The 25,174-nt window shown below is 53.6% G+C and carries 25 protein-coding genes, 1 tRNA gene and 1 pseudogene; 11 read left to right on the top strand and 16 right to left on the bottom strand.

What is annotated here, in order from left to right; all coding sequences use genetic code 11:
* The first annotated feature begins 7 nt into the window (after window positions 1-7).
* From LUQ43_RS01840 to LUQ43_RS01850, 3 genes are all read left to right on the top strand, one after another.
* Window positions 8-80: transfer RNA gene (locus tag LUQ43_RS01840), tRNA-Gln, on the top strand.
* 108 nt (window positions 81-188) lie between these two features.
* Window positions 189-380 (top strand): potassium channel family protein, encoded by a 192-nt coding sequence (locus tag LUQ43_RS01845; RefSeq protein ID WP_299963215.1) that lies wholly within the window; start codon window positions 189-191, stop codon window positions 378-380.
* Window positions 381-651: 271 nt separating this feature from the next.
* Entirely contained in the window at window positions 652-939 is a 288-nt protein-coding gene (locus LUQ43_RS01850) for a hypothetical protein (RefSeq protein ID WP_299963218.1), read from the top strand.
* 751 nt (window positions 940-1,690) lie between these two features.
* On the opposite strand, the gene LUQ43_RS01855 is transcribed toward LUQ43_RS01850, so the two are convergent.
* The 13 genes and pseudogenes from LUQ43_RS01855 to LUQ43_RS01915 form a co-directional block, all read right to left on the bottom strand.
* Window positions 1,691-3,244 carry a tetratricopeptide repeat protein gene (locus LUQ43_RS01855; protein WP_299963220.1) on the bottom strand — a complete coding sequence of 518 codons (1,554 nt, stop codon included), beginning with the start codon at window positions 3,242-3,244 and terminating at the stop codon, window positions 1,691-1,693.
* Between the two features lie 222 nt (window positions 3,245-3,466).
* Complete coding sequence (locus tag LUQ43_RS01860) at window positions 3,467-4,222, bottom strand: RNA-guided endonuclease TnpB family protein (RefSeq protein ID WP_299963222.1); 756 nt, start codon at window positions 4,220-4,222, stop codon at window positions 3,467-3,469.
* A gap of 172 nt (window positions 4,223-4,394) precedes the next feature.
* Window positions 4,395-6,206 (bottom strand): DUF2070 family protein, encoded by a 1,812-nt coding sequence (locus tag LUQ43_RS01865; RefSeq protein WP_299963224.1) that lies wholly within the window; start codon window positions 6,204-6,206, stop codon window positions 4,395-4,397.
* A complete protein-coding gene (locus tag LUQ43_RS01870; protein ID WP_299963226.1) occupies window positions 6,206-6,862 on the bottom strand; it encodes a diphthine--ammonia ligase in 657 nt (218 codons plus the stop codon). Before LUQ43_RS01870 ends, LUQ43_RS01865 begins: the two co-directional genes overlap by 1 nt.
* Entirely contained in the window at window positions 6,859-7,761 is a 903-nt protein-coding gene (locus LUQ43_RS01875) for a carbohydrate kinase family protein (protein WP_299963228.1), read from the bottom strand. Before LUQ43_RS01875 ends, LUQ43_RS01870 begins: the two co-directional genes overlap by 4 nt.
* Window positions 7,758-8,096: a DUF555 domain-containing protein gene (locus LUQ43_RS01880; RefSeq protein ID WP_299963230.1), complete on the bottom strand. Its 339-nt coding sequence runs from the start codon at window positions 8,094-8,096 to the stop codon at window positions 7,758-7,760. Before LUQ43_RS01880 ends, LUQ43_RS01875 begins: the two co-directional genes overlap by 4 nt.
* Before the next feature lie 10 nt (window positions 8,097-8,106).
* Window positions 8,107-8,634 (bottom strand): annotated as a pseudogene (locus LUQ43_RS01885) (nitroreductase family protein).
* Window positions 8,621-8,977 (bottom strand): hypothetical protein, encoded by a 357-nt coding sequence (locus LUQ43_RS01890; protein ID WP_299963232.1) that lies wholly within the window; start codon window positions 8,975-8,977, stop codon window positions 8,621-8,623. The pseudogene LUQ43_RS01885 and the gene LUQ43_RS01890 overlap by 14 nt, the downstream one beginning before the upstream one ends.
* A 136-nt stretch (window positions 8,978-9,113) precedes the next feature.
* Entirely contained in the window at window positions 9,114-9,437 is a 324-nt protein-coding gene (locus LUQ43_RS01895) for a DUF5350 domain-containing protein (protein WP_299963234.1), read from the bottom strand.
* A 61-nt stretch (window positions 9,438-9,498) separates the two neighbouring features.
* Window positions 9,499-11,349, bottom strand: a complete 1,851-nt coding sequence (gene gatE / locus LUQ43_RS01900) for a Glu-tRNA(Gln) amidotransferase subunit GatE (protein WP_299963236.1) — start codon at window positions 11,347-11,349, stop codon at window positions 9,499-9,501.
* Window positions 11,339-12,577: a Glu-tRNA(Gln) amidotransferase subunit GatD gene (gene gatD, locus LUQ43_RS01905; protein ID WP_299963645.1), complete on the bottom strand. Its 1,239-nt coding sequence runs from the start codon at window positions 12,575-12,577 to the stop codon at window positions 11,339-11,341. Before gatD ends, gatE begins: the two co-directional genes overlap by 11 nt.
* Window positions 12,574-14,055: an argininosuccinate lyase gene (gene argH / locus LUQ43_RS01910; RefSeq protein WP_299963238.1), complete on the bottom strand. Its 1,482-nt coding sequence runs from the start codon at window positions 14,053-14,055 to the stop codon at window positions 12,574-12,576. The genes gatD and argH overlap by 4 nt, the downstream gene beginning before the upstream one ends.
* 34 nt (window positions 14,056-14,089) lie before the next feature.
* Window positions 14,090-14,623: a helix-turn-helix domain-containing protein gene (locus LUQ43_RS01915; RefSeq protein WP_299963240.1), complete on the bottom strand. Its 534-nt coding sequence runs from the start codon at window positions 14,621-14,623 to the stop codon at window positions 14,090-14,092.
* A gap of 198 nt (window positions 14,624-14,821) precedes the next feature.
* On the opposite strand from LUQ43_RS01915, the gene LUQ43_RS01920 reads away from it, so the two are divergent.
* The 4 genes from LUQ43_RS01920 (at window position 14,822) to LUQ43_RS01935 (ending at window position 18,368) form a co-directional block, all read left to right on the top strand.
* Complete coding sequence (locus LUQ43_RS01920) at window positions 14,822-15,829, top strand: ABC transporter substrate-binding protein (protein ID WP_299963242.1); 1,008 nt, start codon at window positions 14,822-14,824, stop codon at window positions 15,827-15,829.
* A gap of 107 nt (window positions 15,830-15,936) precedes the next feature.
* Window positions 15,937-16,725, top strand: a complete 789-nt coding sequence (locus LUQ43_RS01925; protein WP_299963244.1) for an ABC transporter permease — start codon at window positions 15,937-15,939, stop codon at window positions 16,723-16,725.
* A gap of 3 nt (window positions 16,726-16,728) precedes the next feature.
* Entirely contained in the window at window positions 16,729-17,490 is a 762-nt protein-coding gene (locus LUQ43_RS01930; protein ID WP_299963246.1) for an ABC transporter ATP-binding protein, read from the top strand.
* 122 nt (window positions 17,491-17,612) lie between these two features.
* Window positions 17,613-18,368, top strand: a complete 756-nt coding sequence (locus tag LUQ43_RS01935; RefSeq protein ID WP_299963248.1) for a 50S ribosomal protein L16 — start codon at window positions 17,613-17,615, stop codon at window positions 18,366-18,368.
* A gap of 246 nt (window positions 18,369-18,614) precedes the next feature.
* Here LUQ43_RS01935 and LUQ43_RS01940 read toward each other — a convergent pair whose 3' ends face one another.
* Window positions 18,615-19,457 (bottom strand): hypothetical protein, encoded by an 843-nt coding sequence (locus tag LUQ43_RS01940; RefSeq protein WP_299963250.1) that lies wholly within the window; start codon window positions 19,455-19,457, stop codon window positions 18,615-18,617.
* A gap of 423 nt (window positions 19,458-19,880) precedes the next feature.
* Here LUQ43_RS01940 and LUQ43_RS01945 point away from each other — a divergent pair, with 423 nt between their 5' ends.
* Entirely contained in the window at window positions 19,881-20,372 is a 492-nt protein-coding gene (locus LUQ43_RS01945) for a hypothetical protein (RefSeq protein ID WP_299963252.1), read from the top strand.
* A 1,252-nt stretch (window positions 20,373-21,624) separates the two neighbouring features.
* On the opposite strand, the gene LUQ43_RS01950 is transcribed toward LUQ43_RS01945, so the two are convergent.
* A complete protein-coding gene (locus LUQ43_RS01950; RefSeq protein WP_299963254.1) occupies window positions 21,625-22,086 on the bottom strand; it encodes an N-6 DNA methylase in 462 nt (153 codons plus the stop codon).
* A 117-nt stretch (window positions 22,087-22,203) separates the two neighbouring features.
* On the opposite strand from LUQ43_RS01950, the gene LUQ43_RS01955 reads away from it, so the two are divergent.
* Window positions 22,204-22,386 (top strand): hypothetical protein, encoded by a 183-nt coding sequence (locus tag LUQ43_RS01955; RefSeq protein ID WP_299963256.1) that lies wholly within the window; start codon window positions 22,204-22,206, stop codon window positions 22,384-22,386.
* A 1-nt stretch (window position 22,387) separates the two neighbouring features.
* On the opposite strand, the gene LUQ43_RS01960 is transcribed toward LUQ43_RS01955, so the two are convergent.
* Complete coding sequence (locus tag LUQ43_RS01960; protein WP_299963258.1) at window positions 22,388-22,906, bottom strand: hypothetical protein; 519 nt, start codon at window positions 22,904-22,906, stop codon at window positions 22,388-22,390.
* An 823-nt stretch (window positions 22,907-23,729) separates the two neighbouring features.
* Between LUQ43_RS01960 and LUQ43_RS01965 the strand changes: the two genes are divergently transcribed.
* Together LUQ43_RS01965 and LUQ43_RS01970 are read left to right on the top strand one after the other, a co-directional pair.
* Window positions 23,730-24,566, top strand: coding sequence for a fumarate hydratase (locus LUQ43_RS01965; RefSeq protein WP_299963260.1), 837 nt, complete (start codon window positions 23,730-23,732; stop codon window positions 24,564-24,566).
* Window positions 24,563-25,132: a FumA C-terminus/TtdB family hydratase beta subunit gene (locus tag LUQ43_RS01970; RefSeq protein WP_299963262.1), complete on the top strand. Its 570-nt coding sequence runs from the start codon at window positions 24,563-24,565 to the stop codon at window positions 25,130-25,132. The genes LUQ43_RS01965 and LUQ43_RS01970 overlap by 4 nt, the downstream gene beginning before the upstream one ends.
* Window positions 25,133-25,174: the final 42 nt, after the last annotated feature.

Here is a 25,174-nt window from a genome sequence, read left to right on the forward strand (position 1 = left end):
CATGAAAACCCCCGTAGTGTAGCGGTCAATCATGCCGGCCTTTGGAGCCGGCGACACCAGTTCGAATCTGGTCGGGGGTATCCGTACCGCATTCACGGTCTATTTATAGCACCGGAAGAGAGATTCAGTGTATAGCGGAAGGGATCGGGTTTCGTGTCCGGGTATATTTCGCAATTCTCGCAATTGTTGTGATCTGCGGGACCCTCGGGCTGATCCTTACCGAAGATCTCCACCCGTTCGATGCGTTCTGTTTTGTTATCGTGACGATTGCGACCGTGGGATTTGGCGACATCTCCCCCCACACGATTGCCGGGAAAAAACCACGATCATCATCTGGCCGGTATCGGGTGTTTTATTGCGGTTGCGGCAACGATTGTTGAAACTTTATCGAAAAGCGCGAACGTATCGAGCGCCTGCGCAAGATCAATATGCTGATCGGGGTCCGAGGTCGGCACAGCCCTGCTCCGGAAATTCTCCGCACCCGACCCTGCGTGCGATCGGATCTGCGATGCGCTGGTCGTTTCCGGTTCATGGACAGATCAGGATTTTGTAAAAGCCGGCGCGATCCTTGCGCAGTACACCCCGGCAATCCGGAGTCGGGACCTCGATCTGCCGGACCTCAACCGGTTCTTATCGCAGAACAAGCCCCTCATGCTCACCCTGCTGGAGAACCCGTACCTGATCGAGTATGACACGTTTACGGAACTGATGCAGGCGCTCTTCCATGCAACCGAGGAACTCCGGGTCCGGGAAACGTTAGAGAATCTTCCGGATACGGATTATGCGCACCTATCAGGGGATATGAACCGGGTGTACGGGCTGCTCGTCCGCGAATGGTTAAGCTACATGCTATATCTCAAAACACATTACCTGTACCTCTTCTCGCTTGCCATGCGGACCAACCCGTTCGATGCCAAGGCCTCGCCCATTGGGCGGTGATGGGGGGATTGGAGAATTTTTTCCGGAGAGTGGTTGGGCCGGATTTTTTTAATTTTTATTTTTGAAAAATTACTGCCCTGAAAATTCTGCTGGATTTTTTTATTATGGTATCACCCTACGTAACCATTCCCCCCATCTCCCAGGATCATCCCCTAACCCCCCCCGGGAACATCACTCCCCTCGATCCCATTCTCCGTCGGAGACTGATGTGTCCCAACCCGTACCCACGACCAATTATCTGTAAAAATAGGGTAATTTCAGCTCATGGTTTCCGTGGCTCCTCAAAATGGTCCCCGTTTGGCCTGAATCACAAGGTAGTGCCTTGAAAAAAAACCTTAATGTACGCTATTGGGAGGCCGATCTCATGATGGATCGACCAATATACCTGCCAAGTGAAAAGAACCCCTGTTTTGGCCCTGTCGTTTTACTTGGGAGAATCGGTATCTCACGTCGGAGAATACGGGGCTGGAGAACACCCCGGATACTGTCGAATAGGATGGATTTCTGACGCTCTCGGGGGACACATCCTCATGGTCCTGATGGACCATTCGGACTCTGCCCCCGCCGCGTGGGCACCCCCGGTTGCGATGTCTCCGAATTACCGGAATAATTCCACGACATGATGTTGATCAGATTTTCTGGAGGCATCGCAAGAGCGAGCAAAATGTTTGGGAAAAATATTTTTCTGACCCGAAATTTTTTTCCCAAATCCAAACGTCCGGAAAAATTTTTCCGATTTAGGTAATCATGTTCAGGGAAACTTTTTCCGTAAAAAATCATAATATCGCCCTCCATTATCCTTACAACAATTTTCCATTAATGTAATTGTCTCGATTGACATACGTTTTAGATACTCATGAATTTCAACAACTTCTGTCCATTCCATTGATCTTTCTTCAAGAGCTTCTTGAGTGAAAATCATACTTGCTGCAAAAAATGTATTTGACCAATTGGAATAAGCTATCATCCATTGTGAAAATCCAACCGCATTTTTCTGTAATTGTTGGGGAGTAAAAATAAGAAATGCCAATACTGTTGTGATAATTCCGCCACTTCCAAATATTGCGGCTAGTGTGACGTTTTGAGCAAAAAAACCAGCATATATGGCTATAAGTAATAACATCACTCCGATTACGAAATTGATATGATACAATAATTTTACACGGTCAAGTCCATGTTTTAAATTTTCAATCAAGTTTGAATTTTCTTTTAATGCTTCTTCAACACCCTCCATTGCAAGTTTAGATAACCGCGTTTGATTGTCCTTTATCTGTTTTTTGTATTCAAATTGGCTTTTTGAAAATTCCTTTTTTCCTTGAAGGAAACCCTTTCCCCAAATCGCAGCGACATTTTTTGAATCGAGAGTCAGAATCGAATCAAAACATGATTCCGCTTCATCCACCCGATCTAATTCAACTAGTAAAAATGCCTTGTTGGTCAAAGCATTGATATCCTTACTATCAATATCCAGTACTTTTTCAAAACTTTGGATTGCCTCTTCATATTTTTTTAATTCGCCAAGAACCGTTCCACGATTATACCACACCGATGCTATCTTCGGATCGATTTCTAATGCTTTATCGTAACTTTGAATTGCCTCTTCATATTTTTTTAATTCACCAAGAACCGTTCCACGATTATACCACACCGATGCTATCTTCGGATTTATCTCTAATGCCTTATCGTAACTTTGAAGTGCTTCTTCATTCTTTTTTAAATCTTGAAGTACAGTTCCACGAGTTTCCCAGGCTAATGCATATTTTGGATTAATTTTTACCGCTTTATTGAGATTCTGAAGAGCGTCTTCATATCTTTCCATATGTGCAAGTACATTCCCTCGGTTATTCCAAATCACTGAATCATTTGGGTCAATTTCCAATGCTTTATCAAAATTTTGAATAGCCGTTTCGTATTTTTTTAAACTTGCAAGTGCAACTCCACGAGAACTCCAAGCATCGGAATCATTTGGATCAATTTCTAATGCTTTATCGAAACTCTGAAGAGCCTCGTTATACTTTTTTACCTCTCCGAGTAAAAATCCGCGAAGGTACCATATTTTTGGAAAATTAATTTTATTCTCTATTGCTTTGTCATAACTTAGAATTGCCGCATCATATTTTTTTAAAAATGAAAGAGCAAATGCTCTCTTGATCCATGCGAATCCATCCTTCGGATTAATCTCTAATACTTTATCGAAGCACTGAAGAGCTTCTTCATATTTTTCAGATTTGAGAAGTTCAAGTCCTTGTGTATACCACACATTTGAATTTTCATTAACATTTGATTCGATCTTTGGTGTTGACATATTCTCTAAAATTGATTCTAATCAGCATTCGGATATACTTTGTCAAATCATAAAATATCCTAAAATTAAAAAAATGCATATTTATTTTGTTGTAGAATGATTTTTTAAAACCGATCTCTCTTCTATCCGTATTACCGGAGTGTCACCCCCAAGAGCAGGCCATGCTTTAGACATCATACGACGGACTCGTCCGCAGAGAATAACCCCCCCCCTTGAAAAAAATTACAACAGCACCGCCAGCATGTTCTCATTCATCATCCCGCTCGTGATTGCGGGCGCCGGTGTCGGAGTCCGGGTCTTCATCGCCCGGTTCATTCTCCGGAGCTGCTTTTTGGTAAACCGCATCTCTTCTGCAGTCAGTTCGGTCATAGAATCCGGCACCGAATAGTACAGCGGGGTCGCTGCAATGTTGAACGCTGCGTTCACATCGGCATGCGCAACATATCCGCAGTGCGGGCACTCAAAATGTTTCTGCGACCGCCGGCCGAAGTGCCCGCAACGGCTGCACCGCTTCGAGGTGTAGGCCGGGTTCACGTAGATCACATCGATCCCGCGGTCATGCGCCTTCTTCTCTACGAGCCGTTGCAATGAGAAGAACGATCCGTTCCCGAATGAGAACGTGAACGGGTCAGAAGCATTTTTGGGACGCGAATACCGGGTCGAGAAGAGACGTTCGAATTTGATGCCGGTACCCATATGTTCTGCAAAGGATACGATCTGCCGGCAGATCGCGTGCAGGGCGGACCTGAACTCTTTTTGTTCACGGGTCTTGGTCTTTTTCAGTTTCCAGAGTTTGCCTTCTTTGAATAATTTCGTGCAGTTCTTGATCGAATGTGCGTGAAGATGGTGGATGTTCTTTCCCAGTTTCAGTACTTTTCCGCTTTCCGGGTCGGCAACAACGGCCACATGGCCGGTTGTGTTTAAGTCAACGCCGATCCAGCGGGTTGTCAGGATTGTGGACGGATGAAATCTGATCACCTGGTATATCCTTGTCGGGAATTCAACCGCTGTACAAAACAACCATGAGTTCAGGAGCACGTCCTTGTCTGCAAGCCTCCTTTCTGTTAAAGGAGAATACCCTCCTGTTCACGAATATATCTTGTGGTCAGAGGACAGCCGGATTAAAAAAAGAATAAAAAATCATTGAATTTTATTTTAGCATCACGGCATAGGCCACGAGCGAGAGCAGGAATGCCAGGAGCAGCATGGCAAGTGAGAGCGGGGCGACAAACACCAGCATCGCATTCACTGTGCTCGCAAGCTGGGAGATCCGGTTCGAGCCAAAAACTACCACATGCTCGCAATGTGCTGTTGCAGCTGCGGTCTCGGAGGGAGCCAGATCATCAGCGGCCGCACGGACCGCCTGCATGACATAGGGAAGAAATTCTGCGACCGGCACATTCAGGCCCACCGGGTTCTTCCCGGTAATGGTGTTCACAACATGGGAATCGGTAGTCATTACCTCTGCATGCTCGGCAAGCTTATGAACCTGTTCGAGAATGATCTCCCGCACTCCTGCGGCCATGTTGTTCCCATCGATGAGGATGTAGGCAGTTCGCTGGCCGTCAACCTCCACCATCATGACCAGAATTCCCAGATCCCCGAATCCCTGTTCGCGACTATAGGGAACGGTGATATGGGAAGCCCCGATGCGGAACGGGTGAACGGGAGCTGCCCGGCATTTCTCCATAGCTTCAATGGATGCCTGCTGGTATTCCGTTGCGGTCTGGGTCGCAATGAGCACCGGTGATGAGAGATCGGTCATGCAGTTATGGGCATCCACAACTGCGACATGCGGGAACAACCGGTGCCCCTCGGCCATGATGGTTGATCCGATCGAGAAGTCAACATCCTCTGTCCGGTGGGGGGAACGCGTTGTGACAAGAAGCACGGAATCCCCGAACCGCTGGCAGAGAACCTGGACCGTGCCCGTGGTTACGAGAGTTGATCTTCCAGCCCCTGCGGCATAGGTCAGATCCTGCCGGGATTTTTTCAGGGCATCGATCACCTTCAGGCTTTCCGATTCCGACACCAGGTTGAAGTCATGCGTTGCGCACCCGTGGGCGACCAGGGTCTCATCATCGAAACTGTCATGCAGGATCTTGGGCAGGTTGCCCCCGCCGATCTCTCCCATGGGTCCCGGGTGGAGGTTCGGTATCGTGAACATGACCGGTTTTGCGCCCGTTCTCCGGAAGAAAAAGCTGACCTGCGGGACAAAGACCTCTTCACCAATTTCCCTGAAGAAGTCTTCCATTCCCTTGGAGCCATCGGTCATGTGGGCAATGAACGCATTGACGAATGCCAGTCCCCGGATCTTGAATGCCTTCCGGAGCGGGCGCTCGATCATCCAGATGAGGATGGCAAAACCCAGCCCGAAGACGATGTGGAGAACCAGGGCAAAGACCGCGAAGGCCGGGGTGAACAGGAACATGCCGGCAAGGACACCCACCCCGCTCTGGGTAAGCGCCGGGATGATCATTCTTGGCACGCGGTAATCCGCTATCGCCGTCAGCACAAACAACCGCAGCCCGAAAATAAAGCCCAGCGAGATTGCATAGCAGAGGGGGACCAGCGTGATCGAGACCGCCATCGCAGCCAGCGTGATAATAACGCCGAACACCGTGCAGGCAAGGGCGAGCAGCGCGGAGCGGTTCCAGGTCATGGTCTTGCCGCTGTATTCGATGACAGGCTTGGTCAGGACCAGTGCAGCAATAGCGGGAATGGTGAAGGCAATTGTTCCGGAGAACAGGAACGTTGCCGGCAGGGAAAGGTAATCGCTGATGACCGTAGGGAGGGGAAATGCTATGATTCCTGAAGAGGGGAGGCTCAGCCATGCACGGGCATTTGCCCCGTCAATGACCAGGCCCAGCAGGATCATGAGGAAGAGTGAACGCTGCCAGGTGGGTGCCGTGAAAATATATTTTGTTAGTTGCCCGAGTTTCACATCCCCTCCCTGTGCCATTATGCGAACCCCCCGAGGACGAGTTCATGGCGGTCATGCGTGGAATGGACCTGTGCCGATACATAGGTGATCGGGCGCGAGTAGAACGGTGCATTCAGGGTGATGCTCTCGTACTCTCCCCCTTCTCCGGCAAGGTTGATCCGCCGTGTTGCGGCAACGCGTTTGAGCCGGTGAATGAGTGCCTCATCAAATCGTGCGCCCAGGAAACTCGCGTCAAGACCTTCCGCGGCAGTAACGATAATGCGGGCATCCAGCCGCAGCGCCACTTCCTCAAGGAGAAGTCCGGTGTCCATATGCCAGAGCGGGGTGAAGAGTTCCAGCCCCAGGTTGTCGGTGATCTTCCTGACGCGCTCTGCCTGGTATTCCGAGGCCACGGCACCGGCAATCACGCCTTCGATATCCAGTGCGGCAAGTCCCGCCTCAAGATCGGCAAGTTCCTCCTCCTTGTTCCCTTCGGTAGGGATCTCCACGTATTTTTTGCCCGCAACCTTTGCAATAACGGGAACCACATCGAGGTTTGCCGAATGAAACATGTAGGAGTCCCGGTTTTTCGGCCGTGCGGTGACCAAGTATTCAACATCTTTCCCGCTGTCGATGGCCTTCTGGCACGAGAGGATTGAGTCTTTTCCACCGGAGGTGAGCGCAGCCCAGCTCATGCACCCGCTCCTTTTTTCAGGTTCTCAAGAGTCCCGAACGGTTTGAGGTACCTGGACTGCATGGCCTGCCAGTCCGGAAGATGGGTCTGGCATCCCACATGTTCCACCACGAACGATGCCGTTACCGTGCCGATCCTGCAGCAGGTCAGCGGTGAATATCCGCGGACATAAGCAGAGAGGAACCCGGCCCGGTAGGAATCCCCGGCGCCGGTGGGATCGGCCAGGGTAACCGGTACCGCCGGGATGAAATGCTCGTGACCGCTGGTGTAGAGCGTGCTTCCGTCACCGCTCATCGTGAAGATCGCCATGTTGACCCGGCCGATGAGTTCCTCGCGGGTGATCTCGAGGGTTGCGCACATCTGCTTCACCTCGTGCTGGTTTGCAAAGAGGATATCGGTGTTGGAAATGATCGATTCCAGCAATTCCTTGTTGTACAGGAACACATCCTGACCGGGATCGAAGGAGACGAACTCGCTCTTCTCAGCCACCCGGCAGTTGAACTCCGGGTCGGCGGTTGCCATATGGACCAGCGGAAGGGCAGGAGCTTCTGCATCCCGAAACGCACGGGATGCTCCCCATTCAAAAAAGGTCATCTGGGTACCGGCCTCGTCCGTGAACATGAATGCTGTCGGGGTGTGTGCATCCGGCACGACAACGAACTGCTGGTGAACGCCAAGTTTTGTCATCCAGTGATCGTACTCGCTTCCTTTAAAATCGCTGCCAACGCAGGAATGCAGCGTGACCGTTTCTCCCAGCATGGCGATGCCGGCAGCAATATTTGCTGCCCCGCCGCCGAAATAGATCTGCCGGTCCGTGATGTGTGTCGAGCAGTTCTTCTCCGGCAGGCGGGAGACCTTGGAGATATGGTCGACCGCTGTATGTCCTACGACATGGATCATTGTTCCTGCACTTCCACGAGTTTTAACGGGACATCGCGGAGCGCTTTGCCGATCACCGACTTTGCGATCCGCTCTGCGTGCTCCGCGGACTCTGCCCGGAACACTTTCATCTCAAGGACAAGCCCGACCAGTGCGGTATCCGCGACAACGATCGCGCTCGACAGGGTCTCCTCGCAGTACGGGCAGGTAAGGAATCCTTCTTCGACTTCAACATATTTTGCCGAAGGGTTCAGCCGCTTTCCGGCTTCGCTGATAGCAATCCCGATGGCATCGTCTAATGTTTTCACATCGCGGACGAGCCATGCGGCTTCCATTGTTACGGTATAGTCAGGCATATTCTCCCCTTCACCAGGTTTCGCGGTGCACGTGTTCTCCCACATCAATACGCCCGGTGATCTGGCCGGGCAGGTGGCCTTTTCCGACTGCGAGCAGGGCAACGGGACGCAGGTGTGCGGGGAGGCCAAGGACTTCGCGCACGCCGTCGTCTTCAAACGCCCCCGTCCAGCAGCTCTGGAGGTTCCGTGCATGTGCAGCGAGCATCATATAGGTACAGGCAATGGTTGCATCCTAGAGTCCAAAGAGGATCCCCCGCTCGCCATACCGGGACATGGAACGGACGTAATTGGAACAGACGACAAAGATGACCGGTGCCTGTTCGATATGCGCCTGCGCGAACGCGACCTCGGCAAGTGCCGCCCGGGTATCTTCCTCGGTAACGATGACAACGTCCCAAGCCTCAAGGTTGCCGGCGCTCGGTGCCCTGCTGGCGCATTTCAGGATATAGTCGATATCATCCTGCCCGACCGGTTCATTCTCGTATTCCCGGACCGAGGATCGCCCGGTCACGAACGCGAGGAAATCAGAGGATTCCATGTTCAGAAAGTCCCTGCCAGGCTTCCTGTGCCGGCGTAGTGGATGCACTGATTGCCGCGGCAATCTTCCGCGTTGCCTCTTCCGGGTGGCTGCTCTCGATCAGGGAGATGGCCTCGTTGAGTGCATTGATCGCGTTCTGGAATTCAGACCGGCCGGTACTCTGTGCAGCAAACTGGAGTTCGCTTCTGGTCAGCTCCATCATCATGATCAGCATGCGGCGGCCACCGGCACGCTCATTCTCCTGAAATCCCGGAAGTGCCATGCTGAGCTGGGAGATCATGATCAGTTCGGATTTTGCCCGTTCCCCGAACTGGTAACTCTTTACCGCAGTTGGAATATCCATAGTCACCATAGATGTTGAGATAAAAGATAGTTATCCTTGACGGATTGAATCGACAGGGCCTCGTTGTATAACTGTGCGAAAAAAGAGGTTTTAAGGGACCTCAACCCATCCTGGGCCCTTTTTTTATAGGAATAGTTTACCGGGATGATTTGGCCTTTGAGCCGAGCGCGGAGACTTTTGGCCGCTTCATGTGCCGGCGGATCATGGGGTTTGCCGTGGACTCGTTCATACCGGATCCACCCGAGCGGTCGCCACCGCGCCTGCCGCCACGGCCACCGCGTGAACCGCCGCGGCCACCCTGTGCTTCTGCAATCTGGTCGAGCTGCTGTACTTTGGCTCCTGCCTTGAAGCGCTGGTTCGGACCCGGTGTCTTTGCTTCGCCTTCCTTCTTAGGGACGAGCCGGATCTTGCCTTTCACGCCTTTTACCTGAGCCCAGAGGGTTGTGCCTGTCTTGCCCATAATCAAACTCCTTACTTAATTCGGCTGTGCTGGTGATAAATGTTGGGGCGGGGTGAGTTCCTCACTTCCCGCCGACTACCTTATCGAGTTCAGTCCGCAGGACTTCGTTGACCAGTTTTCCGTCAACCGAACCCCGTACTTCTGCCATCACGACGCCCATGAGTGGGCCAAGGGCAGTTTTTCCTTTCTGCGCGATAAATTCTGCACGGTCAGCAAGGATCTTTCTGACGAGGGTCTCCAGTTCCCCGCGGGAGACGCAGGGTGCCAGTTTCTTCAGGGACTCCTCAAGGGAACTCCCCCCGGCAATGCTCCGGAAGAGATCCGGAATTGCCTCTTTTGCTGCCTGTCCTTTTTCCACGGCCTGTAACGTGGCAAGGTATACGTTATCAGAGATCTTTTTTGTGTCCACTCCCTCTCTCCGGAGTTCCGTAAGGGTGGCGAGGATCGTGAACGCGGCGAGCTTGGGTTTGATCCCGTCCTTTACTGCGCGTTCAAAGAGCGGGAGTTTGTCGGAACCGGCCAGCTGCATGGCATAGTTGTGTTCGATTCCGTACTCCTTTGCGAATCGTTCGGCCCGTGCGGTGAGCAGTTCAGGAATCGTGACAGCATTCCACCGGGCATCATCAATAATGACCGGCAGGACATCGGTCTCGGGATACATGCGGGCTGCTCCGGGCAGGGGGCGCATATAGGCGGAGCTCCCGCTTTCCAGCATCTTCCGCGTCTCTTCGGGAACCGGTTTTTCCGAGAGGGCGATCGTTGCGCGGGTGATCACCTGTCCGATCGCACACGATGCCTGCTTCTCGCTGGCGCCCGCAACAAGGATCACGCAGTCCTTCTCTCCGGCCTTCATGTGCGTCCTGAGGGTGGTTACTTCGTCTGCGGTAACCCCGTATGCCGGAAGTTCGTCCGTGTGGAAGATCCCGCCAACCCCGCACTTCTTTGCATAGTCCGACATCTCGCTGCCGAGCCGGCGCTCCGGCTGGATCTCGCGGCCGACAAGACCGGCAAACCCCGGAAGGACGATCGCGTGGATCTTTTTCGCTTTCTTCAGGACCGTGGACTTCGTATCCTTTAAAAGGGCAGTAACATCCGTCCCGGTTGTCACGCCAATGTGCGCCCCGCGACTCTTCAGCTCGTCGCGTATGGCAAGGAGGCTCTGCTGCCGCTGCACCTCGCGCCGGACCACCTCGGCGATCAGGTCCAGTTCCTGCACTCCCTTGATCTCCACGCGGGCACCGTCTGCAATCGAGATATTGACATCCTGCCGGATCGTACCTATCCCGCGCTTCACCTTGCCGGTGGATCGGAGCACCATGCCGATGTATTCCGCAATCTTCTGGACATCTTCCGGCGTGTGCATGCACGGCGATGTCGTGATCTCGATTAAGGGGATGCCGAGCCGGTCGAGCGAGAAGATGTCGTCCCTGACCCGCTGCGCCGCCTCTTCCTCCAGGCAGATCGTCTCGATCTCCCCGCCGTTCGGCAGCGTTCCGTTCAGGGCTACAAGAGCCGTGCGCTGGAACCCGCTCGTGTTCGAGCCGTCGATCACGAGCTTGCGCATCGTGTGTACCTGCGGCACCGGGGTCATGCCAAACATCTTCCCGATGGTGAGGCAGACCGCGAGCGCCTCATCGTTCATCGGTGCCGGGGGTTCCTCGTCGTTCTCGACAAGACATGTCGTGTCGTAGGCATAATACTGGAACTTCCGGTCGCTCTTCATCTCTTCCTTTGCAGCCCGGTCGATCTCTCCCATCTCGCTGACCGTTGCCCGCAGGAACCGCGAGAACTCGCCATGATGCTCGGATGTTTCGCGAAGGGTTGTCGGGCAGTGGCAGAAGAGTTTCTCCGCGGTGTCCAGCTGCTGGTGGATCTCGATCCCGGCAACAAGGCCGGCCTTCTTATAATCCATGGCCGCTCCTCCTGTTGTACTCGCCTTTGAGATCGGTCTGCATCAGTGCTGCTGCCTTTTTTGTATCCTTCTCATTGCCGAGCACCCACATCATCTTGACGAGTGCAGCTTCCGGCAGCATGTCGCCGCCCTCAATGACACCGGCATCGAGCAGGTCGCGGCCGGTATCGTACACCCGGTCGCAGACCCTGCCGTTCATGCACTGCGAGGTCATGACAACCAGCGTCCCGTTTTCGGCAAGGTGTTTCAACGGGGGGATGAGCGTTGTGCTGGTATGCCCGAGCCCGGTCCCTGCGATGACGAGCCCGTGGTAGCCTTCGTAAGCCTTCAGGATGTCCGGGGACATGCCCGGGAAGAACTGGATGAGAGCGCAGTGCGGATCGAGCTTGTCGTGGAGTGCCAGCTTATGGGTCCCGCGCCGGACTGCATCCGGTGCCAGGGTTACCTTCCGCGAGGGATATTCGATCTCACCGATGGGCGGGATGCCCATGCTCCGGAATGCGTCGCGCCTGGATGTATGCATCTTGCGCACCCGGGTACCCCGGTGGATGGCGCAGGTGTCGTCGTTTGTTGTCGCATGCATGACAACCACGACTTCCCCGAGATCGCTTGTTGCCGCAGCCGCAGAACATGCGGCATTCATCGCATTGTCGCTGGAGGGGCGATCCGCGGATCGCTGGGAGCCGACGAAGACGATTGGGACCGGGGTATCGATCATGAAACTGATCGCTGCCGCGCTGTAAGCCATCGTGTCGGTCCCGTGCGTGACGATGATGCCCTTTGCACCGCCGTTGACCTCGTCATACACTGCCCGGGCAAGGTCCTGCCAGATAGCGGGTGTCATGTTCTCCGAGAGGATAGTGGCAAGCGGGATGGTGCGGTAATTGGCGATCTGCGCCAGTTCCGGTATGGCAACGAGGATATCGCTGGCATTGAACTGGCTTGTCACCGATCCGGTCCGGTAATCGATCCTGCTTGCAATGGTCCCCCCGGTCGAGACGATGGAGAGGTTGGGCAGGTTCTTGTTCTGATGGATCTCGAGGGGTTTTCCCGCAGGAGGTACCGGGCGTTCAACAAAGGTACAGGCCCCGGAGGGAACACCGATGTTGTATCCCGATGTGAGTTTCACAACGGCCATGCCATCGCGTTCGGTAATGTAAATGCCCTTCCTGCTCTTCCCGCCATACCTGCACTGGACGAGATCGCCTGAACTGAACTCTGATGTTATGCTACCAGCCTCCGTGCTGTTGTAATGAGAATCTTTTCTGCCAGGTTAATGGATGCCTGTATCTTCTTTACGTCTGCAGTATCTGCGTTCAGCTGCCGCTTCCGCAGGGCAATGGCTTTTTTGGTTGCCGCCGGTGCCGGCCCGCCCGGTGCCGTGCGGAGGGCAAGGGAGTGCTGCACATCGAGCATCCGGTCGATCTCCTTCTGGGTCAGGCCCAGGTTCTTCAGGGAGATCTTTGTATCAACTTCCTGCGCTGCGGTTTCCAGCGTGGCAAGGGAGAGGTCGCCCTTCTGGACTGCCCTCCCGACAATATTGTGGGCGGTCCTGAAGGGAAGCCCGTACGACCGGACCAGCGAGTCGGCAAGTTCGGTGGCAGTTGAATTGCCTTTCCCGGCCTCTTCTGCCATCCGTTCCGTCTCGAACGTGGCCCCGGCCAGCATGTCGGAGAGAATGACGATGCTGTCGTGGGAATCCTGCACCCCGCGCCAGAGGTGGGGGGTGAGGTCCTGCAGGTCGCGGTTGTAACTCATCGGGAGCCCCTTGACCGTGACAAACGCACTGGAAAACGCCCCGAAGACCGCGCCGGACTTTGCCCGCATGATCTCGGCGATATCCGGGTTCTTCTTCTGCGGCATGATGGAGGATGTGGAACAGACTGCATCGTCGAGGGTTACGAACCGGACAAATGCTGAACTCCAGATGACCAGTTCCTCGCAGAGCCGGCTCACATTCGCCATCATGATGCTTAAGTTGGCGAGGGTTTCGAGCGCGAAATCCCGGGTGGCAACCGCATCCATGGTGTTGGTAACAAGGCCGTCAAAGCCAAGGAGTCCTGCCGTGAGATTTCGGTCGATGGGGTATCCCGTGGAGGCGAACGCGGCAGCGCCGAGGGGGGAGCGGTTGACCCGGGTATACGCCGAGAGGAGCCGGTCGAAGTCCCGGGAGAATGCCTGCTCGTAGGCAAGGAGATGGTGGGCGAGCGTTGTCGGCTGGGCGTGCTGGAGATGTGTGAACCCGGGCATTGCGCTCGTGGTGTGTTTCTCTGCAATTGCGAGCAGGGTTGCCCGGACGTGAATGAGTGCTGCCATCTGGGCCAGCAGGTCCTCGCGGAGCCGGATCCGGAGGCAGGTCGCCACCTCGTCGTTCCGTGATCTCCCGACATGCATCCTGCCGCCGGCCTCTGATCCGATCGATTCTATCAGGAGTGATTCGATCCCTGCGTGTACATCCTCGAACCGCTCATCGAATACATCGTCCGGGATCCCGTCATCGTAGTACCCGAGCAGCGTTGTAATTATGGGTTTTGTGACTGCCCGTTCGTTGATCTTCTGCGTATCCAGCATCAGCACATGGGCAATATCCACGAGCAGGTCAGCGCGTGCGATATGCCGGTCCGCCTGCATTGAAGAGAGAAAACGGACCATTTCCGCTGACCGTGTGCCGGAAAGACGCCCCTGCCGTACAACGTCCTTTCGCATCCTGTCACCTGCTAATACCTTAGTGGTCATGGGATTAAAGCCGCGCCTTACGTGCCGCGAGTTCGATCGCCCTCTGGACGGATTCCTTCGGGATGATGGTCGCCACCGGGATCGTGACCAGCTTTTCGATGACACTGGATATAATGGGGGCGCAGACAATTGCCACGGCATTTTCCCGCTCTGCCTGGACTGCCGCCACGATCGCATCTTCCCAGGCATGGACGGGATATTCCCGTACCCTGATCTTCTTGCCGCCGATCTCCATGGTCCGTTCCTCAATGGTATCAAGAACCGATCGTGCAGCAATTAATCCTATGAACTCCCCCTCGCTGGGAGAGTAGAATGTCCTCAGGGCACGGATGATATCCCGGAGTGTGGAGAGGTTGGGCGATCGCTTCCCGTGCAGGATCTTGTACAGCGAGCTCTGGGCGATCCCGCTCTTCTCAGAGAGTTCCCGTACGCTGATCCGCAGATCGTGTTTGAGGAGATCGTCAAGGGATGTGACGAATTCCTCGTCCGAGACCAGTGCGGCGCGGACTAATTGGTCTATTGGGTCCAATTGTCTCATATATTTACTACATTCGGGCGAGTTATTAAGTTTTTCTCTATTATTGTCCATTTTTTAAAAAATCGTGATCATGATTATATGACAATAATGCAGTTTTCATTATTGTTTTGTCTCATTTATCTATAAAATAAGTACATTAGGAGATTATTTTTGCTCTAATGGAGCACTTTTTTAATATTGACAAAGTAACATTTTCCCATGAGATCCCGTACAATTTCGGCAATCGCTCTTCTCGCGATTACCCTTCTCCTGATCACTGCCGGCTGCACGCAGCCGTCAGGCACTACGAATACGTCGACTTCGGCAGCACCTCTCAAGGAACTCCGGATCGGCTACCAGCCCAGTACCCACCAGATGGCGGCAATTACTGCCATCGATAAAGGCTGGTTCAAGGATGACCTCGCGCCTCTCGGTGTCGTGAATGTCTCTGACAAGGTCTTTACGAGCGGCCCGCCCGAGATGCAGGCCATGATGGCTGGCGAACTCGATGTTGCCTACGTTGGTGCAGCCCCGGTCCTGACCGCGCTCGCAACCGGGCTTGACGCCAAGATCATTGCAGGGGTCAACACCCAGGGTTCAGACCTTGTGGTAAGAAATGATCTCGATTACAAAGGTCCGCAGAGTTTATCCGGGCTGACTATCGCTACCTTCCTGCCCGGCAGCATCCAGGACACTATCCTGCGTGACTGGCTCCAGAAGAATAATCTCACTCCGGACAAGGATGTCTTCATCAAGGGCATGAGCCCGGGCGATGCCGTCACGGCTATCACGGCCGGTAAGGTCGACGCGGTGTTCCTGCCAACCCCCTCGCCGAGCACGATCACAAACCAGGGTAAAGGCAAGATCGTCGTCCGGTCCGGTGAGATGTACCCGAACCACACCTGCTGTGTCCTCGTTGTCAGCGGTAAGCTGATCCGCGAGCACCCGGAGATTGTCCGGCAGATCATTGCGACCAATGACAAGGCGGTTGCCTGGAACGCGGCAAACCTTGACGATGCGGCAGTGATCTATTCGACCAAGACCGGCGCCAAACTGGCGGATGTTACCGCATCGTTAAAAGAGTGGGACGGCAGCTGGGCATCAGACCCCAACATCATTGTCGCCCCTGTCCTTGATTACGCAACAATGGAGTACAATCTCGGGTACATCAAGAAGCCGCTCACCAAGGACGAGATCTTCGATCTCACGTTCTACACCAAGAATTAAAATCCCCGACCAACCTTTTTTTTCTTTAAGGATCTTTACTATACAGTACATTTGTGAACTTCCCTTTCCGGGAAATCCGGCTGGAAGACACGTGAGGAATAACCACCATGGGCAGACTTGCAGGGAAGGATGGCAAAGACTGGCGGCTCGGTGCGGTTGCGGTCCTGCTGGCACTGGTCATCTGGCAGTTCATTGCGGCAGTGATCATCCGGTACCCCTTCATCCTCCCCGCACCTACGGATGTTTTCGCCGCATTTGTCAGCCTGGTCCAGGGGGGCGATATTTTCCTTGATTTCGAGGCGAGTCTCATTCACTTCGCCATAGGTATGGTGTTGGCTCTCCTTGTCGGGATTCCGATCGGGATTATCATGGGCTGGAACCGCCGGATCGAGTCGTTCATGGACCCTCTCATCGAACTTCTCCGCCCGATCCCGCCCCTTGCCTGGATCCCGTTTGCCATCATCTGGTTCGGCCTGACCTCATTCTCGGCGGGTTTCATCATCTTTGCCGGGGCAGTCTTTCCCATCATTATCAACACCTACAGCGGTTTCCGTGGCGTCCCCCGCGTCTTTGTCGAGGCCGGAAAGATGCTCGGGTGCACGAAGGACCGGGACCTGATCCGGTATATCGCATTTCCCGCGGCCCTCCCCTCCGTAGCATCGGGGATACGGATCGCGACCGGTGTCGGATGGATGTGCCTTGTTGCCGCGGAACTCTTCGGGGTCTCGAACTACGGACTTGGCCAGAAGTTATGGTTCTATTATTCTCTCCACCAGATGGACAGCGTTGTCGTGTACATGATCCTCCTTGGCCTGATCGGCCTGGTGTTCGACATGGTGTTCCGGTATTATGTTGACCGGCACTTCCTGAAGTGGCGTACCGGTGAGGTGGCATAAAGAATGGCAAATCTGGAAATCCGCGATCTCAACCAGTCCTTCCCCCGCGATGACGGATCGACCTTAACCGTGCTCGATCATGTCTCGTTCGATGTGAAGGATAAGGAGTTTGTCTGTATCCTCGGTGCATCCGGCTGCGGCAAGACGACCCTGCTGCGCCTGATAGCCGGTCTCGACACGGCCCGGAGCGGATCGATCATCCTCGACGGCGAGGAGATCACGGGAACCAGCCCGAAGGTGGGTTTTGTCTTCCAGGAGTACTCCCTCTTCCCGTGGCGGACGGTGATCGACAACATCGCCTTCGGTCTTGAGATGCGGGGGGTGTCAAAGGAAGATCGCTATATGGTGGCCGAATGGTATCTCGACCTCATCAACCTCACGCAGTTTAAGGACAGTTACCCGTCTGAACTTTCGGGCGGGATGCGCCAGCGGGTGGCCGTTGCCCGGGCGCTCACGCTCGACCCGGTCCTGCTCCTCATGGACGAGCCGTTCGGGGCCCTTGACGCCCAGACCCGGAATATGCTCCAGAAGGAACTGCTCCAGATCTGGGAGAAGACAAAAAAGATGATCGTGTTCATCACGCACAGCGTGGATGAAGCGGTCTACCTGTCGGACCGGATCATTGTCATGACACCCCGCCCGGGCCGGATCTGCCGGAATTTTACGGTCGATCTTCCGCGACCCCGCGACCGGACCAGCGTGGAGTTCGCGCAGGTCCGGCGTGATGTCCTCGACCTTATAAACCAGAACAGTTCTGTCCAGTAAGGTTTAATATGGCCCGTATCCATTTTATACAAGCAGTTTGCGAAGCGTACCGGCACCGATATCTGGAAAAATATCTGATATTTATGCCCGCTTTTTCAAATAATCAACAGGAGTAGGACGCGATGGTTAGAAAACCGGCAAAGATGTACAGGAACGTTGCCAAGAAAGCCTATACACGGCGCGAATATATGGGCGGTGTTCCTGGGAGCAAGATTGTACAGTTCGAGATGGGTAACCTGTCACAGGAATTCCCGACCGAAGTTGACCTGATTGTTGAAGAGGCATGCCAGGTCCGGCACAGCTCGCTTGAGGCATGCCGTATCAGCATCAACCGCCGTCTCCTGAAGGATGTTGGCCGGTCCAACTTCCACTTCAAGGTACGTGTCTTCCCCCACCACGTCCTGCGTGAGAACAAGCAGGCAACCGGCGCTGGTGCAGACCGTGTTTCAGAAGGGATGCGCCTTGCATTCGGCAAGGCCGTCGGTACCGCAGCACGCGTTGTCCCGGGCCAGAAACTGATGACCGTCTATTCCACGGCCCAGTACCTTGAGAAGATCAAGGAAGCGATGCGCAACGGCGCCCACAAGCTCCCGTCCCCGGCGCACCTGAACGTCAGCACGATCAAGGTCAGCGGCAGGATCGTCGCGGCACCGAAGCTTGTTGGTGAGAAGGTTGTTGCAGCACCGGTCGTTGCCGAAGAGACAGCAACAGAAGCTGCAGCTGAGCCCGCAAAGGGCGGCAAGGAAGCCAAGGGAGCAGCACCGGCAAAGGGTGGCAAGGAAGCAGCAGCACCGGCAGCAAAGGGTGGCAAGGAAGCAGCACCCGCAAAGGCTGACGACAAGAAAGGCGGCGCCCACGCAAAGGGCGGAAAGAAGTAATATTTTTTTAACGATTCTTTTTTTTGTTCTCGGGGTTTTCGCGGAGTTTTTTTAAGACCGTAAGGTCCGGACCGTCAGATTCGGGCACTCAACACGGGTTTTATGTACCTGGATGTTGCCCCTCGGTAATACACAAACAATGTCGGGAAATGCGATCGCGGGATTCGTGTCGCGGGCATTTCGTGGGGAACTTGTTGGATCTGTCTAAACCGAATCCCAATGCAAAAAAAAGTGAAACGAACATTCCTACCTGTACTGTTTCCCGTCATTTTTTGTCTTGGGCGTATGTTTGCGGAGCGGGTTGAGATGTGCAGGTTTTCGCTGTTCCGGGGATGATGTTTCCTCAGGTGAGATCCGGGGGTGCGCTTTTGCAAGGTGGGCCGAGCTTTTACGGGGGGTGGGAGTTCTTCTCTCTTCCCGTTTTGTGGGTGTCACCCTTGACGGTGTCGGGGATCCTGGCTGCGAGGGAAGTATTGTTTCCGGATTCTTTGGGACTGTCGTCTCTGCAGGTATATCGCGGGCATTTTTTCCTTTTCTTTCAATCCCGAGCCGGGTTTTATATTTACTTACATACTGGAACAGTTTGAGAAATGCCTCTGCCTCATCGTGGAGCGTGCGCTCGATCGGTGTGAATTCCTTGTTTTCATACCACTTGTTGATACGACCGGCATCCGATTTTTTTGATGAGAATGCATCGAGTCGGGCTCCGGCAAACCGGCCATCATTCAGAAGAACGAGGACCGGCCCAAGATCCAGGCGGGGTCGCTCGTAATACAGCCGGTGACTGGAGATCTCCGGCAGATGGTATTGTTTGCATTTTGCGATGATCATCTCGTATGCATAATTGAGATCAATTCCCACCGGAATAAAATGCGTGGGCGACACTTCCGGCCGGAAAAACTGGTTGTAAAAGGTAGTCACGATACTTTTTTCGGAACTCTCCCATGCTTTGAGAATCGTTAACTTCTCCAGCGGTTCCCCAGAGGCCAGATCGATCTTCTGGTATTGGATGGTGATGAGGGTATCCGTCGCGGGATCGGGTTTTTCCCCGGCGTGATGTCCCTCCATGGCGAAATAATAAGCCGGCATAGACTGATCTTATAATAAGAGATAAAATCCTTTTGCGTGCCCCTGGCAGAACCGGCATCGTCCGTGAGCATGTCCAACTCGCTCTAAGGGAATCTGCCCGGCAAGGTCTGGGCCGGGATCGCGCCTGCATTGAGGACAGGGGAGTTCAATAATGAAGCTTCCCAGGAGGACTCAGTTTTTTTGGGCAATGATGTGAAAAAATCCCGGCGGTCCAATCAATGAATCTCCGGGATGTATGAACCTGAACGCAGGATGTGTTCTGATTTTTAATTGCGGAGGCAGATTGTTAACAGATTTTTCTCATCAACCGATTAGTATATATTCTCAATTTTTAAAATATTATATATTGATGTTGTCCCGAACTTCCTGCTCCCGGTTCAAGGCGAAGATTCACCGGATTGTTGCGCAAGACGGAGACCGGCAATGTTACAACGTGCGTATCCAACCCTGGCCGGACCGGTGCGGGCTGCGGGTCCGGGTTCAAAGTTGTGGGATGGCGCTATGAAGCGGGGGCCGCTGCCGGAGAAAGCGATCGAGCTTGCAATACCGTTTGCACGTACCCGGGGTTTTCTGATCTGCTGCCGGAGAACACGTGGGAGTGTCTGCGATCTGATGATCTTAAGCCCGGGCAGAACAACGCTTGTTACCATGGCGCGGACCAAGAATCTCCACGGATCGTTAGCCGAGATGACAGCGGAGTTGTCCGGTACAGCGGACGGTCTTCGCACAGTTCCTCCGGATCCCGGCCGGGTCTGCGAGATATGGGCCTGCAATTATTACCGGACCATCCGGTTCTTCCGGGTCGAGCGTGCCGGGCTTGTAGAGATTGACCGTGACGGGAAACCGATCGGAGAACTGGCGGGTACCGTGAATGCACACCTCCTTAAGCGGAAGGGGGAGACAGGGAGTACCTGACTTCCTGGTCCGACGGTGAAATACGCCCTTTCAGGGATGGCCGAATCCGGTCCCGTTTCGGGCTTCGATTCCCTGTTTTGGTGGTTCCGGCAGGATAGTTTCGCAAAAATGCAGGAGTGTTTCTCTGATTTTCCCTGTGTTTATCCAGTTTTCACGTCGTAGCCTGCCCCTCATTTCATGGGACAATATGGGACAGTTATAGCGCGTGATCGGGAAGTGAAACGTGTTTCAGGTTGTGGGGGGGTGGCGGCATCCGGGACCTCAGCCGATGGACTCGGGGGAGAGTTAAGGGGTGTGACGCTCAAGAGAGGCTGATGCCTCGGCCGCGTGGGTTTGCCCGGCACCGATGTGCCGCTTCCCGATGCGATTATTGTGGTCGCACGTCACATCCCAATATTTTTGCGTATCTGTACCAGGTTCGCCCGGTTACTGAAAAGAGGCTCTGTGCTTTTTTCAGGTACTGACAACCCGATCCGGCAACCTATCGGCCCGGGTGAAAACGATCTTTATTGAAAAAAGAATACTACGAAAAATATGAGAAATGAAACTGGAATTATGCTCTCTTTCCGCTGGATTTCTTGGCATCAGTCTTTGCTGCGACGGGTGCAGTCTTTGATGCGGGAGCAACTACCTTCTTTTCCTTGTTTGACGTGGTTATCACTTCCTTTTCAGTTATTTTTCGATCATTGTGGTTTTTGCCACTTATTCATGTTCTCTTGGTGCCGGGATATACGCTTTGTCCCTGTGAAGGAATTTAAACGATTTTAAAGCGGTATTTTTGTGGACCGGGGGCAAAGAACGCGCCGGGAGATTTGAGGATACAGGGCCGGATAACGAGAGGGTTTTCTCGATGGTGATATGGGGTGACTGACGATCAGGTACCGTGTGGGATGGGGACGATCACCTTACCGGGCAAAACCCGGAAATAAAAAAAGGTGATTGTGTAACATCCACCAAAAGTGCGATAAACCTGAAACAAAATTTTCATTACCTCTCTTGGGGGCTCCGGCAAGCCTCCGCCCCCGCCGCTCGGGCATCCCCCGGTTGCGATAGTGCCGTATTACCTGTACCGTGTGTGCCCCCAATTAAGGTAATGCCGAGGCATCGCAATGCGCCCCGTCCCCCCTCGGGGGACTGACGGCGCAAGAGGGGGGCTGTATTTTTGTGTTCTCCGGTGCGCAAATCTAAAAAAACCTGAATTGGCTCAATACTAACCATGGGTTAGTGGTGGACTTTACCTAATCACCAAAAATTATTTCAAAAGCGATTTCAGATCCCTGAGTCCGGTTTGAATTTCTTTTTCGAGCATCTCGATCTTTTCAATAATTATTTCCGGTTTTTCATACTGGACTTCTTCGTACTCGATCTCTTTGTATCGCGAGATGGAGAGATCAAATCCATTCTCCTTGATCTCGCTGATCGGTACAAAGAAACATTTTCCCTTCCGGTCTGTGGGATTCTCTTTCTTACGGTTGCGGTAGTGCTGGATGATATCCGGAATATCTCCATTCCCATCGATGAATGTCCGCTTGTCATCGAGCGAGTACCCGTCCGCGTCCATGTCATAGAACCAGACTTTCTCAGTGGACCCGCCTTTGGTGAAGATGAGGTAAGACATCTGCTCGATGGACTGGAGCGGGTTACTCATGCCTCCGCTCCAGAACTTGTCCCAGGGGGAGTCGATCCTGGATTTGAGTTCGGGTGCGAGGCACATGGATTTTTCCTGTTAGTAGTTGTGCTTGAGAGAGACTAAGAGGTACCGTTTTTTTGCGGAGGAAACAATCGGGACAAAAAGGTATTGAACTCATCAGGTCATGATCTGAACAGAAAAATGACCGATAAAGCAATTGCCGGAACGGGACCGGAGCGAGATGAGGTTTTTTTTAATCCTCCCGAATCTGCAATCAAACCGGAGTTTATCCGAATGGTGAAGAAAGCTGAGGTGGATATTACTGCCGGAAAAGGGAAGATATACGATTCTATTGACGATTTTATAAGGGAAATTAAATCATGAATTATTTCGGGATTAAATATCCAATTACTAATCCTATAACTGTACCGATAATTGCGATACCCGCTTGAACGAGCCAGTCCTTTTTTCTATCATCCTGCTCTTTCTGCTCTTTTGCGGCCTGTTCAGTTTTTCGCTTCTCTTCGTATTCGATCAACGAAGGCAACATTGCATCAATTTTCTTGAGGTGTTCCCGCATTTCCTGGATTGAATGGTAATATAATTTGACGACGCCGATATCCGGATCCCCGATATCCTTGTCTTTTTTGTAGGCCGGAATCTTTGTGATAAGATCTTCCATTGCGGGCTTGATCTGTCGGTAGTATTCCGGGAAGACATGTATCAGGGCATCGTTTGAGATCCCGTTGAGTTTCTTATCGATAGATTCTTTCTGATATATCCGGATATAATCGAAGAGCTCGAAAGTTGCCCGGTATATATGGGAGAATACTTTGTCCAGATTATTCCGGGCATACTCATCGTTCCCTTCATGCAGTCCGAATTTTACCGAGGTGATACGCATGAAATGATCGAATGCGTCCTTGATCTCGTTGATTGGAGGCATGAAGGTGGAGAGGTTATTGAGTTCTTCCGAATAGAGAATCATATCTTTCGTGTAAGAATAGAGTTCAGTGATCTCTTTGAGTCTCTGTAATTCAGTATCGGAAAAAGAGTTCATTGTATCAAAAAAGGTTACGGGAGGGGTTTACTGAGAATTCTCTGCTTTTCTTCGTCAAATTCTTCCTGTGTGCAGACCCTTCCCATTGCAAGCCGGACACTTCCGATGCGATAGCGGTCGGAATTTTTTATCAATTCATTACGGTCAATCCGGATCTCCCGTAATTCCCGGTCCCACACGTCCGGAGTTTTCAACATTGTCATCACAACCCAACCCACTGACTTCTGGTTAAATGCCTTAACACTATACGACTCGAAATTTTATATTTTTTTATATACCCGTTACTCTCATGTGCGAGCTATTAAAGTTGTTGGTACGTAGGGCGGAGATCACACGGTCAGTTCCCCGGCAAACGCCCTCTGCATCAGCCCCTCGCCCAACCCCTCGATCTCCTTACCTGATGCCACCTGCTGCTCACGAATCCGCTCCACCTCTTTGCCTCAACAATCGCAAGCGGTGCACCAAAATTGTCGAGCAGCAGGTAATCGGCATACTTACTCTCCAGATCGTTCTTCAGGGTCTCGGAAACATTCTTGTAACTCTTCGCAATGAAATCAGACTGCTTTGTATCGATCTCTGTCAGGACACGGGATCGATCGGAGACATTCCACCCCCTACAACCCGGTTCCAATCGCTATATCTACCCCATGCCCCCCAGTATATTTGTATGCAGACACCGGACCCTTCCCGTATCCGCACGGCGCTTGCCGACGCCACGTTCCGGGCCTACCGCGAAGCGGCTGTCCGCCTTCCGGTTGACGTGCTGAAAGTGATCGGGAATGCCGCACGTGCCGAGACGAACCCGGTTGCCCGCGGCGAGTTTTCCAATATCCTGCAGAATATCAGGGCCGCCGGGGAGCTCGGTGTACCGATGTGCCAGGATACCGGTGTGCCGGTCATCTATCTCACCATACCTCCGGATGTTCCGCTCACGCAGGATCTGTATGATGCCGTTGCCGACGGTGTCCGCAGGGCAACAAAAGAAGTCCCCCTCCGCCCGAACGTGGTCGATCCCCTGACCCGGCACAATAGCGGGGACAACACGGGCGAAGGGATGCCGGCGATCCACGTGAAGCCCGGGGAACAATTCACCGTCACGGTCCTCCCCAAAGGGGCGGGTGCTGAGAACATGTCGCGGATCGCGATGTTGCTTCCCTCGCAGGTGGACCAGATCGAGAAGTTCGTGGTCGAGACCATGTACCTTGCCGGCTCCCGGCCCTGCCCCCCGGTCATCATCGGGGTTGGCATCGGCGGCACGTTCGATGGCGCTGCCGCGCTCGCAAAGGAAGCCCTCCTGGAACCGGTTGATGAAATGACCGCGTACGAAGAGGAGCTGCTCGCCGCGGTGAACCGGCTCGGGATCGGGCCGATGGGTCTTGGCGGGGATTTCACGGCCCTTGCCGTGAAGGTGAAGACGGCCGGATGCCACACGGCCTCGCTGCCGGTTGCGGTGAACATCCAGTGCTGGGCAAACCGGCACGCAACCGTTGAGGTGAAGCGATGAGCGGGAAGGTTATCCAGCTTCGTACACCGCTCGGTCCGGAGGTGCTCGAGCTCCATGCTGGCGATCGCGTGGAACTATCAGGCCTGGTCTTCACAGCCCGGGACGAGGCGCACCTGCGGATGCAAAAAGAAGGCATCCCGTTCGATCCCAAAGGGGCGGTCATCTACCACTGCGGCCCCGTGATCCAGGACAAACGGGTCATCGCAGCCGGCCCGACTACTTCGGCCCGGATGAATGAGCTCTCCGGGTTCCTGTTCGAAAAAGGCGTGCGGGGATTGATCGGGAAAGGCGGCATGGGCGCAACGGTACGGGAACAGCTGAAGGGCCGGGGCGTGAACTTCGCATTCACCGGGGGATGTGCAGCTCTTGCCTCCTCCCACATGACCTTGATGGATGTCTTCTTTGAAGACCTCGGGATGGCCGAGGCGGTCTGGGCCATTGAGCTCGACCGGCTTCCGCTCGTAGTCGGGATCGATGCGCACGGGAACGATATCTTCGATGCCGCCCGGGATCATGCAGACGCGGCATTCCGATCCTATCCCGGCAAACCCCCCCATGGCCGGTAGTGTCCAAAGAATAGGTTTTTTGTAAAGCTTACTGAATATATA

Source organism: Methanoregula sp., assembly GCF_028679125.1.
Taxonomy (GTDB): domain Archaea; phylum Halobacteriota; class Methanomicrobia; order Methanomicrobiales; family Methanospirillaceae; genus Methanoregula.